Here is a 16,285-nt window from a genome sequence, read left to right as displayed (position 1 = left end):
GGGTCAGAGCGGTGAGGTGTGGGTGCGTAGCCAGGCGGCGTAATCGCTTTCGCCGATTTTACCTGCGGCCAGCGCAAGCGTGGTTAGCGCTGCGTTCGGCTGGGTGGCGGTCAGGCGGTAGCCGTTCAGGCGCAGGAACATACCGGCGCCGAGAAAGCCGGCGCGCTTGTTGCCGTCGATGAAGGGATTATTTTTGGCCAATCCGAAGGCATAGGCGGCGGCGTAATCGAATATATCCGGGCTGCCGTAATGGAGCAGGTTTTCCGGGCGGGTCAGCGCCGAGTCGAGCAAGCCTTCGTCGCGGATGCCCTGGGCGCCACCGTGAAGGACCAGACTTTCACCGTGCAGAAGCAACAAGGCCCGCCGGTTGATCCAGGTGAACATGCTACTTGGCGAGTTCGTGGAAGGTGTCGCGGAACTCGCGCATGAAGTCGCGGCCGGCTTCGACCTGGCGGGCAACTTCGGGGTCGTAGGGCGTCATCGAAAAGCCTTCGGGGGATTCGACGAGATAAACCGTGTCGCCCTTGTCGACATGCAGCATGGCCAGGGCCTCCTTGGGCAGCACAACGCCTACCGAATTGCCGATCTGGGTCAGTTTGAGTGCGAACATGGCGATTTCCAAATGCTGTTATAACGGATGTAATACTAAGCCTTTTTTGCACGGGATGCTTGTTCGCATGCCGGCCTTGCCGCATGATTTCAGCCTCTTTTTGCCGTTGACCGTTGGAATCATGCAAACGCCCATCACTATCGAATCCCGCTTCCCGAATATGGGCACCACTATTTTCACCGTGATGTCGCGCCTTGCTGCCGAATGCGGGGCCGTGAACCTGTCGCAGGGCTTCCCCGATTTTCAGGCCGAGCCGGCGCTCTTCGATGCCGTGCATCGCCACATGCTGGCCGGGCGCAACCAGTACGCGCCGATGGCCGGCATGCCGGAGTTGCGCCAGGCCATCGTCGACAAGGTGGCGGCGCTCTACGGCGTGCGCTATGACGTCGAGTCGGAAGTCACCGTGACGGCCGGGGCGACGCAGGCCATCTTTACGGCTATCGCCGCCTTCGTCCGGTCGGGCGACGAGGTGATCGTCTTCGAACCAGTTTACGATTCCTACGTTCCGGCCATCGAAACGGTCGGTGGCACGGCGGTCTACGCCCAACTTACTTTTCCCGATTACGTGCCGGACTGGGAGCAGGTGGCGCAACTCATCACGCCGAAAACGCGGATGATCATCGTCAATTCGCCGCACAACCCGACGGGTAGCCTGCTTTCCACGGTCGACCGGGAAAAACTCGCAAAATTGATAGCCGGCACCAACATCGTCGTGCTTTCCGACGAGGTCTATGAGCACATCCTGTTCGACGGCGAACAGCACGCCAGCCTGTGCGCCGATCCCGAACTGGCGGCGCGCACGATCGTCGTCTCGAGCTTCGGCAAGACGTATCACATCACGGGCTGGAAAATCGGTTACGTCGTCGGCCCGGCGGCACTCATGGCCGAGTTCCGCAAGGTCCACCAGTTCAACGTGTTCACCGTGCATACGCCGTCGCAACTGGCGCTGGCCGAGTACATGCAGGACGCCGACCGCCATCTCCGGCTGGCTGCTTTCTATCAGGAAAAACGGGACTTTTTCCGTCAATTGCTGGCGGCCACGCCCTTCGAACTGCTGCCTTGTCGCGGAACCTATTTCCAGCTGGCGCGCTACGACCGCATTTCGGATTTGCCCGACCGGGAATTTGCCGAGTGGATGACGCGCGAAGTCGGCGTTGCCGTCATTCCGGTTTCGGTTTTCTATGCCGATGGGCGCGACGACAAGGTGGTCCGCTTCTGTTTCGCCAAGCAGGAAAGTACGCTGAAGGCGGCGGCGGAAAGGCTGGGCAAAGCCTTCTCATGAGGGCTGCTTGGGCATTTGGTCGGTGCCACACTGATTCCCACGGTCAACCCGAAAAAAAGCCCAAAATTGAAAACCGGCCGGTGATGCCCCGGCCTAGACTTCCCCGCCGCTAGCGAAGTCGATGCAGACTTTTGTCCCCTCTCCGGGGTGGCTTTGAATGTCGATTTTCCAACCGAGCTGTTGGCTGATGCGCGCCACAATGGACAAGCCAAGGCCGTGACCGGTGCTGTCTTCTCCCTTGGTGTGTCGCTGGAAGAGCGAAGGAAAACGCTCCTCGGCGATACCGATGCCACTGTCCGTTATTTCCAGGCGATGGCTGTCGAGAAATACCGCGATGCTGCCCTCGCGGGTGTACGCGCAGGCGTTGCGCAGCAGATTGCTGACCAGGACATAGGCCAGCGAGCGCTCGACCGGCAGGATCGGACGCTCAGCCGCCTCGAAGGTGATTGTGACTGGCCGGCCAGCCAGCGCCGGGCTGGCATCGGCAATCGCGTCGGTGACGACCTCTGCCATGGCGCAGGCCGGATCGCCAGCTTCACCTCCTTCTGTAGCGAGCAGCAACATCGCTTCGAGCATTTGCCCCATGCGCACGGCCTGTCGATGGATTGTGCCCAGGCGCAGGCGGATCGGCTCAGGAAGGTCGGGACTCTCGATCAGCACTTCGGCTGCGCCGCGTATCACGGCGACTGGTGTGCGCAGTTCGTGGCTGACATCGCCGGCAAAATAGCTTTCACGTTGAAGAAAGCCGTGGAGACGCAGGGCAAAACTGTCCAGCGCCAGGACCAGTCGGCCTATTTCATCGGCCGGATAGTCCGCCACTGCGAAGCTGAGTGGTGCATTGGCCAGCGGACTGGCGCTTGCTGTCTTTTCGGAAATTTCGTTGAGCAACTTGCCGATCGGCCGTACGACCTTCCCCGCCAGGTGGTTGCCAACCAGCCAGGAGAGCAGACTCATCAGCGTCGTGCCGACCAGCAGGAAGAGGGCAAGCCGCCCGAGGTTGGTGGCGACATAGCTACGATCGAAGAACAGCGCGTAAGGTCTGTCGTCGATGTGGGTGATGAGGACGGAATATTCCTGGCTGTCCTTGAGGAAACGCTCGATTCGATCATTTCCTGGTTTGACCGGGGTGACCAAGGGAAACGCCTCGACGGGCAGGAAATATCCGCTCAGAACCGACGTGGACGGTGGCAAGGCGAGCGGATTTTGCACTTTTCGATTGCGGAAATTTTCCATCTCGACCTGCAGAATGCGCACGATGGCATGTTCTTCAAGCTCGGCAACCAGGCCGAAAGTGACGAGGCTGAGCAGTGCGCTGACCGAGAAACCTAGCAGGACAAAGGGAAGGACCAGCTTTCTGCGCAGGCTGTCATAGGGCTGATTGTTCATGGGCGATACGATAGCCGAAACCCCGCACGGTATGGATGAGTTGCCGCTCGAAGGGTTTGTCGACGGCATTGCGCAAGGTATGCATATGAACGATGAGGGCATGATTGTCGCCCGGTTCCTCACCCCATATTTCACGATGGATGGCCAGACGATGAACGACATTGGGCGAGCGTCGCATCAGCAGCATCAGTATCCGGGTTGGCACCGGCGGGAGAACGATGGCCTGGCCGGCCCGCTCGATCTTCATCGTGCCCACATCCATGCGCAGGTCGCCAATGACGAGCAAGTCGCTATCGCTTTCGCGCCCGGAGCGCCGGATAAGGGCGCGAATCCGTGCCTCGATTTCACGTAGCGAGGCGGGCTTGACGACGTAGTCATCGGCGCCGATATCGAAGGCGGCAATCTTGGTGTCGACCTCATCCTTGGCGGTCAGCATGACGACAGGTACCTTGCTCCGCAGTTGCTGACGAATCCGGCTGCAGATGGTCAGGCCGTCAATGCCGGGCAGCATCATGTCGAGTAGCACCAGATCGTACTCGTTGCCGGTCAGTAGGTTCAAGGCAGCATGGCCATCGGCTGCATAGTCGGTGACGTAGCCTTGGATTTCGAGAAAATCGATCAGATTCCCGGCCAGGTCACGGTCATCCTCAACGATCAACAGGCGGCTTGCCATCTTGTTCAGAACTCCTGATGTCAATATTGGCGGGGCTTACTTGCCCGCAGCCGGGTCGCTCTTCTTGCGCCCGATGATCGGATGGGCCTGGCGGCTCAGAATGAAGTCGAAGATGAACTTCATCCACAGCGTCGAACCCGCGATGGCACTCCAGGTCTCGTATTCCAGGCTGCCGCTAACGATGCCAATGACGACGAAAACGATGATGATGCCGGCAATGAAATTGATCGCCGCGGCATAAGGTGCAAATTTTTCCGGATTGGCTGGCGACTCGCCACGCTTGAGGGCCACTTCCGAGAAATCGCGCTTGACGACGATACGCCAGGTGCGGCGAAACCAGAAAAAGGCGATGGGGAAAAGGGCGAGAAAAAGAATCCAGGTCAAGGCCACGCTGACATCAAAGACCATCTGCTACTCCTGTTGCCTTTTTCAAAGGCAGAACACTGTTCGACAAATAAAAAGCCCCGCCAGCGCAGCCGGCAGGGCTTTGCAGGCCGCCACGACCCCAAAAGGGGATTCGTGGCGGCGATAATACTCCGACTACTGCTTAGTGAGCACCATCCACCAGCTTCGAGCCACGCGGAATACGCACGGACTCAACCATGTGCTGGATGTGCTCTGGCGGTTCCTTGGTGACCTTGTCGACCGCGAAGGCAACGGCGAAGTTGACCAGCGCACCGATGGCTCCGAAGGCTTCCGGCGTGATGCCGAAGAAGCTGTTGGCGCCACCGATCATCTCGACGAAATCGGTACCCTTGATGAAGAAGATACCCTTGTGCGCAAACACGTAGAACAGGGTGACGAAGAGACCTGCCAGCATGCCGGCCATGGCGCCTTCCTTGTTCATCTTCTTCGAGAAGATACCCATCATGATCGCCGGGAACAGCGACGAAGCGGCAATACCGAAGGCCAGAGCCACGGTACCGGCCGCGAAGCCCGGTGGGTTGAGGCCGAGGTAGCCGGCAACCACGACAGCAACTGCCATCGAGATCTTGCCTGCCAGCAGTTCGTTCTTTTCGCTGATGTTCGGGTTGAAAACACCCTTGACCAGGTCGTGGGAAACTGCAGCAGAGATAGCCATGAGCAGACCTGCAGCGGTCGACAGCGCAGCAGCCAGACCACCAGCGGCGACCAGGGCGATAACCCAGTTCGGCAGCAGGGCGATTTCCGGATTGGCGAGCACGATGATGTCGGCGTTAACCGTCAGTTCGTTGCCCTTCCAGCCGGCAGCTTCGGCCTTGGCCTTGGCATCGGCATTCTTGGTCTTGTCGTTGTAGTACTGGATGCGACCGTCGCCATTCTTGTCTTCGAACTTCAGCAGACCGGTCTTTTCCCAACGCTTCATCCAGTCCGGACGCTCGTCGGCCTTGATGCTGGCTTCAGATGCGTACAGGTCGCCACCCTTGATGACAGCGGAGTTGACCGTGGCATGCAGGTTCAGCTTGGCCATCGCGGCAACAGCCGGGGCGGTCGTATACAGCAGGGCGATGAAGACCAGGGCCCAACCAGCCGAGCTACGCGCAGCAGCAACCGTCGGCACCGTGAAGAAGCGCATGATGACGTGCGGCAGACCGGCAGTACCGATCATCAGCGACATCGTGTACACGAACATGTTCAGCGTGCTGCCGGCTGTCGTCGTGGTGTATTGACCGAAACCGAGATCGACAACAACCTGATCCAGCTTGGTCAGCAGAGAGATGTCGGAACCGGACATCGTCGAACCCAGGCCCAGTTGCGGGATCGGGTTGCCGGTCAGGCTCAGGGAGATGAAGACAGCCGGGATGATATAGGCAGCGATCAGTACGCAGTACTGGGCGACCTGGGTGTAGGTGATGCCTTTCATGCCACCGAACACGGCGTAGGCGAAGACGATGGCCATGCCGATGTAGATCCCGGTATCGCTGGAAACGCCCAGGAAGCGGGAGAAGGCGACGCCGACGCCGGTCATCTGACCGATGATGTAGGTCAGCGAAGCGGTGAGCAGACAGACCACGGCAATCGTCGACGCCGACTTCGAGTAGAAGCGGTCGCCGATGAACTGCGGCACGGTGAATTTGCCGAACTTCCGGAGGTACGGCGCCAGCAGCATTGCCAGCAGAACGTAACCACCGGTCCAGCCCATGAGGAACAGGCCGCCGCCATAACCCATATTGGCGATCAGGCCGGCCATGGAGATGAAGGAGGCTGCCGACATCCAGTCAGCAGCCGTCGCCATCCCGTTCATCACGGGGGGGACGGAACCACCTGCGGCGTAGAACTCGCTGGTGCTGCCAGCACGTGCCCAGATGGCGATGCCGATGTAGAGCGCGAAGCTCGCACCGACAAACAGGTAAATCGTTGTTTGCAGATCCATGTGGTCGCCCCTTAGTCTTCGTGAACGTCGAACCGACGGTCAATGTCGCCCATTGCCTTGGCGTAGTAAAAAATCAGGGCAATGAAGATGTACATCGAACCCTGATGGGCGAACCAGAAGCCCAGCGGGTAACCGCCCAACTTGATACCGTTCAGTACGTCGACAAACAAAATGCCCGCACCGAATGAGACCAGGAACCAGATTGCCAGGATCTTGCCCAGCAACCCCAGCGTGGCAGACCAGTAGCCTTTGCTGACGTCATCCATAGTTAACTCCTCCAAAGAATTTATTGTTGACTCGGTTAAACACTTGTTTGAGCCACGGGGGCAGTTTTTAGGTTGAAACTTACAGATTGCTGACAAAAATTGTCAGAAATAGCCACTATTTTCGAGTCTTGATCGTTTGTTGATCTAACGTTTACCTAAAGAATACAAACCATTGGTTTTATGCAAATAAGTGATAATTTATTTGATCGATTTGTAGGCGATTAAATGCCTGTCACCGGCTGTTTCATTGATCATAAATTGATTTTATTTGGAATGAATAGATTGACTCCTGTAACTGAACGTTATTAACGTAGATGGTTATCATGGGAAGGGTTTTACGGCCATGGATGGGCGTGTCTGATGGCCAATCATCTTTCGGGGCTATTTCTGGTCCGGCTAATTGAGCGCAGGTGAATCGTGAATTCAAACATTGAGCCTATCCTTGCAAGTGAACTCGACGTACTTGTCGCGGGTTCACCATTTTCTCGAATGGAGCGCAGTCGTCTTGCTCTGCTCCTCTCCAACAGCAGCGTCGTTTTTCAACGTCAGGGCAGCCGGATTTTTCATCCGGGAATTGCATTGCGGGAACGTTCGTTCTGGATCATTCGGCAGGGAAGTGTTGCCCGGAGCGGCGGCTCCATCGGAGAAACATCGCCACTGTTGAGTGTGGGGGGCATCTTCCCGGTCGAGTCGATTCTCGATGGCAGCGATGGCGGTTATGCCTACATCGCGGAAGAAGACTGCTTTCTCTGGCGGATAGAGGGGCTGGCGATTGATGAGTGGCTCAGCGAACTTCCGTTTCTGCGTTGGCTGGCCGAGGCCTTGCAGGCAGAACAACAAGCGATGCAACGCTTGATGATCGAATTGGTTCATAGCCGACAGGTTGCCGATCAGGCATTGGCGCTGCCAGCCCGGTCAATCGGAGCAACGCAAGTAACTTGTGTGCCACCCGATTGTTCCATACATGATGTTGCCGGCTTGATGAGTGAGCAGGGTATTGGTTCGGTGCTGGTTGGTACGCCGCAGGCCGTCGAGGGCATTGTGACGGCAACCGACCTGGTGCGGCGTGGCATTGCCCGGCGACTGCCCGACACAAGCCCGATTTTCGAGGTGATGACGAGCAATCCGGTCGAGGTTGACGATTCCATTTCGGTTTTCGGCGCAGCCATCGAAATGGCCCAGGGAAAATATCGCCACCTGCTGCTCAAAAATTCGGAAGGCCTGGTTGCCGGCATCGTTTCCGAGCGGGATTTGTTTCACGCCCAGCAACAAGGTATTTCGCATGTCTTCAAGCCGATTAACGAGGCAGGCAGCGTTGATGAGTTGGTGGCGCTGGCTGGTGCGGCCCGCGAGTTCGGTGAGCGCGTATTCAGTCAGGGTATGGATGTCAGCCAGTTTCTTCGCCTGACATCCTCGATCAATGATCGCATTGCCAAGCGATTGCTTGAGTTGCTGATAGCCCGCCATCCGCCGCCCGCGCGCTTTTGCTGGCTGGCCTTCGGGTCGGAGGGGCGCGAGGAACAGGGGTTCGTCACTGACCAGGACAATGGCCTGGTTTTTCTGCCGCCCGCCGGGGCCGATGAGGCAGCCCTTCGGGAGCGCTTTCTCGAGCTGGCTCGGGAAATGAACGATGCTCTCCATCTCTGCGGATTCGAGCGCTGCAAAGGCAATATCATGGCCGGGAATCCGGAGTGGTGCCTGAGCCTCGGTGAGTGGAAGGCGCGCTTCTCGTCGTGGATTCGTGCCACGACACCGACTGCGATCCTCAATTCGACCATCTTTTTTGACTTCAGACCGATCTTTGGTGAAATGCAGCTCGCCGAAGAAATGCGCGATCATCTGCTCGCCGAAGTCAAGGGCAACAGCATTTTCATTCATCTGCTGGCCATCAATGCCCTCGAAGTCGCGCCGCCACTCGGACGCCTGAGCCGCTTTGCCACGGTCAACGGGAAAATTGACGTAAAAACGCAAGGCACGCGACTGTTCGTCGATATCGCCCGGATTTATGCGCTGCAATGCGGTGTGAAGGCGGTTAATACCGAACAGCGGCTGGCCCTTGTCGGCCAGCGCATCAAGCGTTCAGTCAGCGCCATACAGGGCGATATCGCCGCCTTCCACCATGTCCAAACCTTGCGCTTGCAGCGCCAACTCGCTTCGCTTGGCGATGGCGAGCCGGCGAATAGTCTGGACCCATACGCGCTTGATGAGCTGCAGCAGCGCATTCTTCGCGAATCATTTCGCCAGGCAGCTTCGCTGCAGGAGCGCCTGAAACTGGATTACAAGCGATGAGCATCGCATCCTGGATCCGGCAAAAAATTGGCCAAACCCCATCCACAGAGTCCCAGGATGGGCAGTTGTTGGCCGAACTGGAATTTGTGCTGCTCGACATCGATCTGACCGGCACCGATGCCACCCAGGATTCGGTGATCGGCCTGGCATTCCTTCCCCTGGTTGATGGGGCTTTCCGGCCAGCTGAATTGCGTTACATCCGCTTCGCCGACCCGAGCTCTGCGGAAGGGCGTTGCGCCCCCGAAGCTATCGCTGGCTATCGGGCTTGCCTGGATCTGATGGCAAGCAGTGTGGTGGTGACCATCAACCCCAATTTCGTCCAGCATATGCTGGCGCTGACGGCTGATCGCTGCCAATTGCCCCCCCCGGTCGGGACGTGGCTGGATATGTCAGCTACGGCCGGTGTCATCGGTGGCGAGGGCGTTGCCGCCACTTCATTGAGCCATTGGCACGAGAAAATGAAAACCGGCGGAAGGCATGAGCACGATGCGATTTACGATGTCTTTGCCATGGCTCAGCTGCTGCAGGCGCTGCTGGCCTACGCAGAAGATTCGGAGATCGAGACCTTGGCCGATTTGCGGCGCAATCAAAGTGCCGAATCCTGGATGCGGCCTTATTAGTCGCTGGGTAAAAATTCAGACAATTCAAACCGGGCGCTCGAAAATTTCCCGGATGTTTACCGTTTCTTGATCTGTCCGTGATGCACTGTTAATTCCTGTGCGGTTAGCCTAGTCACGCTTCTCAAGTGGAGTGTGACTCCCCAAGAGATTGCTGCACGGTCCAGACAAGACCATTTTTAACCCACTTCGGTGGGTTTTCTTTTTTTGCCCCGGATTAGCGATGGGGTTTCCTTCAGAGCGAAGCTATTCGTCGACGGGCAAACCGATACGCTGCGCTGACTGGGTTACCGCCAGGACGCTCGGGTGAGTCAGGCGTCGTTCGACCGAAATGGCGAAGTAGCTGACCTGAACGTCGGTGGTCCGCCCGATGACGGCCAGTTCGCCCGAGGTGAGAAATTCGTCTTCCGCAATGGTGGGAACCGGAAAGGCACCAACGCCGGCCTTGCCGAATGCCGCCATCAAGGCGGTGTCATCGAACACGCCGACAACGCGCGCCCGGATGCCCTCTCTTTCCAGCCAGGGCAGAAGACTCGTTCTGACAGTTGAGTCTTCCCCCGGTAAAAGCAAGGGCAGTTCGTTGAGGCAGGCGGGAAACTCGGGGAGCGTTTCAGCGATCAGGTGCCTGGCCGCCAAAAATGAAATTCCCGAATCGAGCAGGCGATGGTTGTAGGCCCGAACGCTGAAGCCCGGCGGCACCGGGGCGTCGGAAATGACCATGTCGAGTTCGTGTACCGCCAGCTGGGCGAGCAAACGGTCCAACTGCCACTCGCGGCAAACGATGCGCGTCGATTGTTCGCCATGGATGGCGGGCTGGAGCAACATACAGGCAAGGGATTTCGGTACCGCATCGGAGACGCCAACGCGGAACTCGGCTGGGCGCCCCTTCGGGTGATGCTTGATCATCACTTCCAGTTCGGCGCTCAGGGCGAACAGTTCGTCGGCGTATTCCAGGGCCATTTTGCCGGCCTCAGTCAGGACGATGGAACGGCCCTGGCGGGCAAACAGCTCGGTTCCCAGGTCGCTTTCCAGCAGGCCGATCTGACCGCTCAAGGTTTGCGGCGTGACATTGATGGCCTCGGCGGCCCGGGCAATGCTGCCCGCCTTGGCCACCTTCCAGAAATAAAACAGATGCTTGTGGTTCACTGTGTATTCAATTCATCGAGAAAATTGTATTGTTTCAAGAAATAAATCGAATTTATTTTAGTCGTCAGTTGCGCTAACTTACTAGCCCAATTTGATCGGGGCGGGCTAATTGAGTCACGCCAGAGTCCAATCCCGCCGAGGTTTTGCATGCTTGCCACCATCGTCATTATTTTTGTCGTCGCCTACGCCGCCATCGCGCTGGAACATCCGCTCAAGGTCAACAAATCGGCCTCGGCCTTGATTGGCGCCGGTTTGCTGTGGACGGTCTATGCGCTTTCGCTGGGCGATACGCATTTGCTGACGGAGCAATTGGGCGAGTCGCTGACCGGCACGGCGCAGATCGTGTTTTTCCTCATGGGCGCCATGACCATCGTTGAAGTCGTCGACGCGCATAACGGCTTCGAGGTCATCACCAAACGGATCAGGACGACCAAACTGTCGTCCCTGATGTGGCTGGTCGGTTTCGTCACCTTCTTCCTGAGCGCGATTCTCGACAACCTGACGACGACCATCGTGATGATCTCCCTCATGCGCAAGCTGCTGGCCAAGCATGATGACCGCCTGTTCTTTGCCGGGATCATCGTTATCGCCGCCAATTCAGGAGGCGCCTGGTCACCGATTGGCGACGTGACGACGACAATGCTGTGGATTGGCGGTCAGATTACTTCGCTGGCCATCATGAAGGCGGTGCTCTTGCCGGCCTTGGTCAGCATGATCGTCCCGATGGGGATTACCGCCTACGTCTTGCGCGGGCGCGAGGTCGTAAGTCCGGAGCTTGTCGACGACGAGCATGGTGTGCGCACCACCGAATTTGAACGCAACCTGATGTTCTTCATGGGGCTCGGTATTCTGGTTGCCGTTCCCGCCTTCAAGACGATTACGCACCTGCCGCCATTCATGGGCATCCTGTTCGGTTTGGGTATCCTCTGGCTGGTCGGCGATCTGGTCCATCGGCACAAGGAAGACGAATACAAGGTCCATTTCACCCTGGCCCATGCCCTGAGCAAGATCGACATGAGTTCGCTCGTCTTCTTCATCGGCATTCTGCTTTCAGTCGCCACGCTGGAACACACGCATATCCTGACATCGCTGGCCCAATGGCTGGACCAGACGGTCGGGCGTCAGGACGTCATCGTTCTGATCATCGGCATCGTCAGCGCCATCGTCGACAACGTGCCCCTGGTTGCCGCCTCGATGGGCATGTACAGCCTGACGAACTTCCCGCCTGATCATTTCCTCTGGCAATTCATGGCCTACTGCGCCGGCACGGGCGGCTCCATCCTGATCATCGGCTCGGCTGCCGGTGTTGCCGCCATGGGCCTCGAGAAAATCCACTTCTTCTGGTACGTCAAGAAGATCAGCGGGCTGGCCCTGATTGGCTATTTTGCCGGTGCGGGCATTTATCTCGTGCAAATGAACTTGCTTTCATAGGCGCGATCATCGCCTTGTGAGCGCTTTTTTGCCAACCCGGAAAATATGCTGAAGGCCACTGCCGAACGGCTCTGTAAAGCTTTGTAATGAAACCTGAAATTATGAAAATCGCTTGACCATCGCGCGCTTCAAAGCGAATAATCCGCCGACCAAATCATAGCCAAGGAGAGAAAAATGGGAATGGTCCAGGAATTCAAGGAATTCGCCGTCAAGGGCAACGCGATGGATCTGGCGGTCGGCGTCATTATCGGCGGAGCCTTCGGCAAGATCGTCGACTCCATCGTCGGCGACCTGATCATGCCGCTGGTCAGCCGCATTGTCGGCAAGCTCGATTTCTCCAACCTGTTTGTCGTTCTCGGCGATAACCCGAACAACCTCGTGGCCCTGGCCGAAATCAAGAAGGCGGGCATTCCGGTCTTTGCCTACGGCTCCTTCCTGACCATACTGGTCAATTTCGTCATCCTCGCCTTCATCATCTTCATGATGGTCAAGCAGATGAACCGCATGCGCAAGGAAGAGCCGGCCGCAGCGCCCGAAGCCCCGGTTACCCCGGAAGACGTCGTGCTGCTGCGCGAGATTCGCGATTCGCTGAAGAAGTAAACGACTTCCGCCCTGATCAAGGCCGCCGCGTGCGGCCTTTTTCACGCCTGGAGCTGGCGCCAGGCTTACATGCGGCCGAAGCCACCACCCATGCCGCCGCCGGGTCCGCCCATTCCACCGCCGCCGCCCGGGCCGCCCCGCCTGCCGGGACGCTCGCTATCGCGTTCCGAGCCTCCGCCGCCGCTGCCGAGACCGGAGTAGAGGGCGGGTACGGTTGAAATCAGCATCTGGTCGGCTATCAGTTTCTGTTTGTCATCGAGCGCCGCGTAGAGCTTGCCGGCTGATTCATGAATATCTTCCATGGCGGTCAGCCGGTTGCGGGCCGTATCCACCCGCCGGCTGATCTGCTGCAGCGCGCCCTGGCGTGCCTGATGGGATTCCATTTTCATTTGATCGGCCATCAGGGCGCCGATCTTTTCCTGATAGCGATCCCACAGTGGCAACTGGGTTGGTGTCAGTTTCAGGGCTTCAGCCGTCAGGCGCAGGCGTTCCTGGATGTTGGCGACGACCGATGTGCCTCCGCCACCACGTTCGTCCCGCTCGCCGCCGGGCGGGACGTTTTCCGGGCCACGTCCGCCCATGGGCGCGCAGGCGCAGAGGATGAGTGTGGTGGCTACAAGCAGGGCGGGCAATCGGCGCTTCATCGTCGGGTCCGGAAAAGGAAGAGTCAGCGGATTGTCCGGGGCGCCGCCGTTAAACGACGTTAAGCGGAGGTAAAACTTTGTCTCACAGCCCGGCGGAGTGCTGTTTTGGCCATTCCCACGGTCAACCGGGCTTGCTACGGTCAACCGTAAAAAATGGCCAAAAATGAAATGTTCGGCGGCCGGCTATTTCGCCTCAAACAAGCCCCGCCCCCCCTTCAGCTACCGAAAACGGCCACCCACAACTGGCGGACGGCGGCGATATGCTTTTCCACCTCCTCACGCGGAATCGGCGCCTTGGGAAAGGCCGACAGCCGCTTGGCGTGTTGCAGGCGACGGTATTCGCGGTAGGCGTTGCCAGTCGCTTCACCTTGTTGCGGGTCAATCAGGCCGAGTTCGCCGGCCATGCGCAGCAAGGCGATGTTGCCGAGATTGCCGGTCAGGCTGGCGTGCTGGTGCGAATAACCGAGGATCAGGTATTGGACGATGAATTCGACGTCGATGATGCCGCCTTCGTCATGCTTGAGGCCGAACTCGGTTTCGCTTTTCGTGCCGTGCGCATCGACCATCTTTTGCCGCATGGCGACGACTTCCTCCCTGAGCTTGGCCAGGTCGCGCGGCAGGCGCAGGATTTCGCAGCGGATTTCCTCGAAACGCTTGCCGACGGCCGGATCGCCAGCGCAGAAACGGGCCCGGGTCAGGGCCTGGTGTTCCCAGGTCCAGGCGTTCTTGAGCTCGTATTCGCGGAAGGAGTCGACTGACACCGCAAGCAGCCCGGAGTCGCCATTCGGGCGCAGGCGCAGGTCGGTTTCGAACAGGATGCCGGCCGGCGTCTGGCTTGATAGCCAGGAGTTCAGGCGCTGGCCAAGGCGGGCGTAGTTTTCCGGGGCGTCCTGATCGTCGTCGTCATAGAGGTAAACGAGGTCGAGGTCGGAGGCGTAGCCGAGTTCCTTGCCGCCCATCTTGCCGTAGCCGATGACGGCAAATTTCGGTGTTGGGCAATGGCGATTCCTGATCTTGGACCAGACCAGCGGCAGGGTTTCCTGGACGATGGTATCGGCCAGTTCGGTCAGGTGGTCGGAAAGCCGTTCGATGGTCTGCAGGCCGGCCAGATCCTGGGCCAGTAGCCGGAAAACCTGGCCGTGGTGCATTTCGCGCAGGATGTCCATCTCGCGCTCGGTGTCATCGGCGTGATGGGCCAGGTTGTCGCGCAGGATTTCGCGGAAGCCGGTCCAGTTGGTGGCGATTTCATACAGGCGCGGGTCGAGAAGTTCGTCGAGCAGCAGCGGGTGGCGGTTCAGATAATCGGCCGCCCAGTTCGAGGCGCACATCATGTCGGCGACGCGGCGAAGCGCCATCGGATATTGCTGCAACAGCGCCAGATAGGCGCCGCGGCGGGAAATGCCTTCGAGGAAACTGAGGCCGCGGGCCAGCGTTGTGTCGGGGGCGGGCGTCGCGCCGGCCGCCTCGATCAGACGCGGCCCGACGGCATCAAGACGGGCCCGGTTGGTCGCCGGCAGTTGCAGATAACGGCTGGCGGCGCGCAGCTCGGCCAGCCGCGCGATGGCCTCCTTCGGGTGGCGGTAGCCGAGATTGCCGAAGGCTTCAATGGCCGTGTCCTCGTCGAGCTGGCCTTGCCACAGGCCGGTCAGCGGGTGCTCGCCGGCTTCCGGGTCGGAGAAAATGGCGCCGAAATGCTGGCTGACCTTTTCGCGGTGGCTGTCGAGCACGGCCAGCATCGCTGGCCAGTCCGGGAAGTCCATGCTGACGGCGATATTTTGCCGATTTTCGGCGTCGACCGGCAGCATGTGCGTCTGCTTGTCCTCGACGTATTGCAGCCGGTGCTCAAGGCGACGCAGGAAAACGTAGGCTTCGCGCAACTCCTGCTCGGTTTCGGCCGGGATCAGCTTGCGGTCGACGAGCAGCTTGAGCACGGAAAGGGTCGGCCGAATCTGCAGCGCCGGGTCGCGTCCACCGCGGATGAGCTGGAAAACCTGGGCCATGAACTCGATTTCGCGGATGCCACCAGGGCCGAGCTTGACGTGGTCGGCCATGTCCTTGCGGGCCACTTCGCGGCTGATCTGGGCGTGCAGGTCGCGCATCGCGTTGATGGCGCCGAAATCGAGATATTTGCGGAAGACGAAGGGCCGGGCGACCTTCTGCATGGCCGTCACCCATGCTGGTTGCAGATTCTCGCCGGCATTCATGGTGCGGCCCTTGATCCAGGCGTAACGCTCCCATTCACGACCCTGGGTGATGAAATAGTTCTCCAGGGCGTCGAGCGAACAGACCAGCGGGCCGGAGTCGCCGTTCGGGCGCAGGCGCATGTCGACACGGAAAACCTGGCCGTCGGCCGTCAGGTCGCCCAGTGCGCCGATGATGCGCTTGCCGAGGCGGGTGAAGAAGTCGAAGTTCTCGATGCTTTTCGGGCCGGCCGTGTCGCCGTCTTCCGGGTAAACAAAAATGTAATCGACATCGGAAGACACATTCAATTCGCGCCCGCCCAGCTTGCCCATGCCGATGATCAGAAGGCGCTGCGGCTGGCCGGCCTTGTCGAGCGGTTCCCCGTACGTGGCGACGAGCTGGCGGTGATAGTACTCGAGCGCGAAGTTGGTCGTTACGTCGGCAAGCAGGGTCATACACTCGACGATTTCAGCCAGCGGCGCCAAGCCACCCAGGTCGCGCAGGGCGAGATGGGCCATGGTGCGTTGGCGCAGGCGGCGCAGGGCGGTGCGAACCGCATCGTCGTCGGCAAACTCCCGTTGCAGCGGCGCCAGCAGCATGGCCTCGGAGAGCGGCTGTTGCCAGGTGGCGAGCAGCTCGGGAATCAGTTCCGGGTGCGCCTGCAGCAAATTGGCGAGATAACGGCTGTGGTGTACAGCCGCTTGCCAGCGGGGATCTAGGGTTGTGTCCATGATGGTCCATCGGCAGCTGGGCCGAAAAGGTAGAATGTCGTTTTTATCCAGTATTCGATTGTAGTGATCTATTCCC

15 protein-coding genes are annotated in these 16,285 nt (G+C 59.0%); 5 read left to right on the top strand and 10 right to left on the bottom strand.

Annotation, left to right across the window (positions count from 1 at the left end; genetic code table 11):
* Nucleotides 1-3 precede the first annotated feature (3 nt).
* The gene (locus WBK19_RS18510) at nt 4-384 is read right to left on the bottom strand and encodes a type II toxin-antitoxin system death-on-curing family toxin (protein ID WP_511292389.1); all 381 of its coding nucleotides are present in this window, start codon (nt 382-384) and stop codon (nt 4-6) included.
* Between the two features lies 1 nt (nt 385).
* The gene (locus WBK19_RS18505; RefSeq protein ID WP_511276113.1) at nt 386-610 is read right to left on the bottom strand and encodes an AbrB/MazE/SpoVT family DNA-binding domain-containing protein; all 225 of its coding nucleotides are present in this window, start codon (nt 608-610) and stop codon (nt 386-388) included.
* A gap of 121 nt (nt 611-731) precedes the next feature.
* On the opposite strand from WBK19_RS18505, the gene WBK19_RS18500 reads away from it, so the two are divergent.
* On the top strand, nt 732-1,892 hold the full coding sequence (locus WBK19_RS18500; protein ID WP_511292387.1) for a pyridoxal phosphate-dependent aminotransferase: 1,161 nt from the start codon (nt 732-734) through the stop codon (nt 1,890-1,892).
* Between the two features lie 93 nt (nt 1,893-1,985).
* Here WBK19_RS18500 and WBK19_RS18495 read toward each other — a convergent pair whose 3' ends face one another.
* The 5 genes from WBK19_RS18495 to WBK19_RS18475 form a co-directional block, all read right to left on the bottom strand.
* On the bottom strand, nt 1,986-3,278 hold the full coding sequence (locus tag WBK19_RS18495; protein WP_511292385.1) for a sensor histidine kinase: 1,293 nt from the start codon (nt 3,276-3,278) through the stop codon (nt 1,986-1,988).
* Nucleotides 3,259-3,951: a response regulator transcription factor gene (locus WBK19_RS18490; protein WP_511292383.1), complete on the bottom strand. Its 693-nt coding sequence runs from the start codon at nt 3,949-3,951 to the stop codon at nt 3,259-3,261. The genes WBK19_RS18495 and WBK19_RS18490 overlap by 20 nt, the downstream gene beginning before the upstream one ends.
* Nucleotides 3,952-3,987: 36 nt before the next feature.
* Complete coding sequence (locus tag WBK19_RS18485; protein WP_511292381.1) at nt 3,988-4,359, bottom strand: hypothetical protein; 372 nt, start codon at nt 4,357-4,359, stop codon at nt 3,988-3,990.
* A gap of 139 nt (nt 4,360-4,498) precedes the next feature.
* On the bottom strand, nt 4,499-6,304 hold the full coding sequence (locus WBK19_RS18480) for a sodium:solute symporter family protein (RefSeq protein WP_511292379.1): 1,806 nt from the start codon (nt 6,302-6,304) through the stop codon (nt 4,499-4,501).
* 11 nt (nt 6,305-6,315) lie between these two features.
* Nucleotides 6,316-6,570, bottom strand: coding sequence for a DUF4212 domain-containing protein (locus WBK19_RS18475; protein WP_511292377.1), 255 nt, complete (start codon nt 6,568-6,570; stop codon nt 6,316-6,318).
* Nucleotides 6,571-7,059: 489 nt separating this feature from the next.
* Here WBK19_RS18475 and WBK19_RS18470 point away from each other — a divergent pair, with 489 nt between their 5' ends.
* Both WBK19_RS18470 and WBK19_RS18465 read left to right on the top strand, forming a co-directional pair.
* Nucleotides 7,060-8,859, top strand: coding sequence for a DUF294 nucleotidyltransferase-like domain-containing protein (locus WBK19_RS18470; RefSeq protein WP_511292375.1), 1,800 nt, complete (start codon nt 7,060-7,062; stop codon nt 8,857-8,859).
* Nucleotides 8,860-8,945: 86 nt separating this feature from the next.
* The gene (locus WBK19_RS18465; protein ID WP_511292373.1) at nt 8,946-9,479 is read left to right on the top strand and encodes a hypothetical protein; all 534 of its coding nucleotides are present in this window, start codon (nt 8,946-8,948) and stop codon (nt 9,477-9,479) included.
* 243 nt (nt 9,480-9,722) lie between these two features.
* On the opposite strand, the gene nhaR is transcribed toward WBK19_RS18465, so the two are convergent.
* Nucleotides 9,723-10,622 (bottom strand): transcriptional activator NhaR, encoded by a 900-nt coding sequence (gene nhaR / locus WBK19_RS18460; protein WP_511292371.1) that lies wholly within the window; start codon nt 10,620-10,622, stop codon nt 9,723-9,725.
* 147 nt (nt 10,623-10,769) lie between these two features.
* On the opposite strand from nhaR, the gene nhaD reads away from it, so the two are divergent.
* Complete coding sequence (nhaD, locus tag WBK19_RS18455) at nt 10,770-12,053, top strand: sodium:proton antiporter NhaD (RefSeq protein WP_511292369.1); 1,284 nt, start codon at nt 10,770-10,772, stop codon at nt 12,051-12,053.
* Between the two features lie 174 nt (nt 12,054-12,227).
* Nucleotides 12,228-12,653, top strand: coding sequence for a large conductance mechanosensitive channel protein MscL (gene mscL / locus WBK19_RS18450; protein ID WP_511292367.1), 426 nt, complete (start codon nt 12,228-12,230; stop codon nt 12,651-12,653).
* Between the two features lie 65 nt (nt 12,654-12,718).
* Here mscL and WBK19_RS18445 read toward each other — a convergent pair whose 3' ends face one another.
* Both WBK19_RS18445 and glnE read right to left on the bottom strand, forming a co-directional pair.
* Nucleotides 12,719-13,297: a Spy/CpxP family protein refolding chaperone gene (locus WBK19_RS18445; protein ID WP_511292365.1), complete on the bottom strand. Its 579-nt coding sequence runs from the start codon at nt 13,295-13,297 to the stop codon at nt 12,719-12,721.
* A gap of 215 nt (nt 13,298-13,512) precedes the next feature.
* Nucleotides 13,513-16,209: a bifunctional [glutamate--ammonia ligase]-adenylyl-L-tyrosine phosphorylase/[glutamate--ammonia-ligase] adenylyltransferase gene (glnE, locus tag WBK19_RS18440; RefSeq protein WP_511292363.1), complete on the bottom strand. Its 2,697-nt coding sequence runs from the start codon at nt 16,207-16,209 to the stop codon at nt 13,513-13,515.
* Nucleotides 16,210-16,285 lie beyond the last annotated feature (76 nt).

The organism is Azonexus sp., from assembly GCF_049652925.1.
Taxonomy (GTDB): domain Bacteria; phylum Pseudomonadota; class Gammaproteobacteria; order Burkholderiales; family Rhodocyclaceae; genus Azonexus.
The sequence above is the reverse complement of the archived record's forward strand: the minus strand, read 5'-3'. Positions and strand labels throughout refer to the sequence as shown.

Bases quoted from the DNA above. Each gene is read 5' to 3' on its own strand.
- WBK19_RS18510 (WP_511292389.1), bottom strand. From the start codon at position 384: ATGTTCACCTGGATCAACCGGCGGGCCTTGTTGCTTCTGCACGGTGAA.
- WBK19_RS18505 (WP_511276113.1), bottom strand. From the start codon at position 610: ATGTTCGCACTCAAACTGACCCAGATCGGCAATTCGGTAGGCGTTGTG.
- WBK19_RS18500 (WP_511292387.1), top strand. From the start codon at position 732: ATGCAAACGCCCATCACTATCGAATCCCGCTTCCCGAATATGGGCACC.
- WBK19_RS18495 (WP_511292385.1), bottom strand. From the start codon at position 3,278: ATGAACAATCAGCCCTATGACAGCCTGCGCAGAAAGCTGGTCCTTCCC.
- WBK19_RS18490 (WP_511292383.1), bottom strand. From the start codon at position 3,951: ATGGCAAGCCGCCTGTTGATCGTTGAGGATGACCGTGACCTGGCCGGG.
- WBK19_RS18485 (WP_511292381.1), bottom strand. From the start codon at position 4,359: ATGGTCTTTGATGTCAGCGTGGCCTTGACCTGGATTCTTTTTCTCGCC.
- WBK19_RS18480 (WP_511292379.1), bottom strand. From the start codon at position 6,304: ATGGATCTGCAAACAACGATTTACCTGTTTGTCGGTGCGAGCTTCGCG.
- WBK19_RS18475 (WP_511292377.1), bottom strand. From the start codon at position 6,570: ATGGATGACGTCAGCAAAGGCTACTGGTCTGCCACGCTGGGGTTGCTG.
- WBK19_RS18470 (WP_511292375.1), top strand. From the start codon at position 7,060: ATGGAGCGCAGTCGTCTTGCTCTGCTCCTCTCCAACAGCAGCGTCGTT.
- nhaD (WP_511292369.1), top strand. From the start codon at position 10,770: ATGCTTGCCACCATCGTCATTATTTTTGTCGTCGCCTACGCCGCCATC.
- mscL (WP_511292367.1), top strand. From the start codon at position 12,228: ATGGGAATGGTCCAGGAATTCAAGGAATTCGCCGTCAAGGGCAACGCG.
- WBK19_RS18445 (WP_511292365.1), bottom strand. From the start codon at position 13,297: ATGAAGCGCCGATTGCCCGCCCTGCTTGTAGCCACCACACTCATCCTC.
- glnE (WP_511292363.1), bottom strand. From the start codon at position 16,209: ATGGACACAACCCTAGATCCCCGCTGGCAAGCGGCTGTACACCACAGC.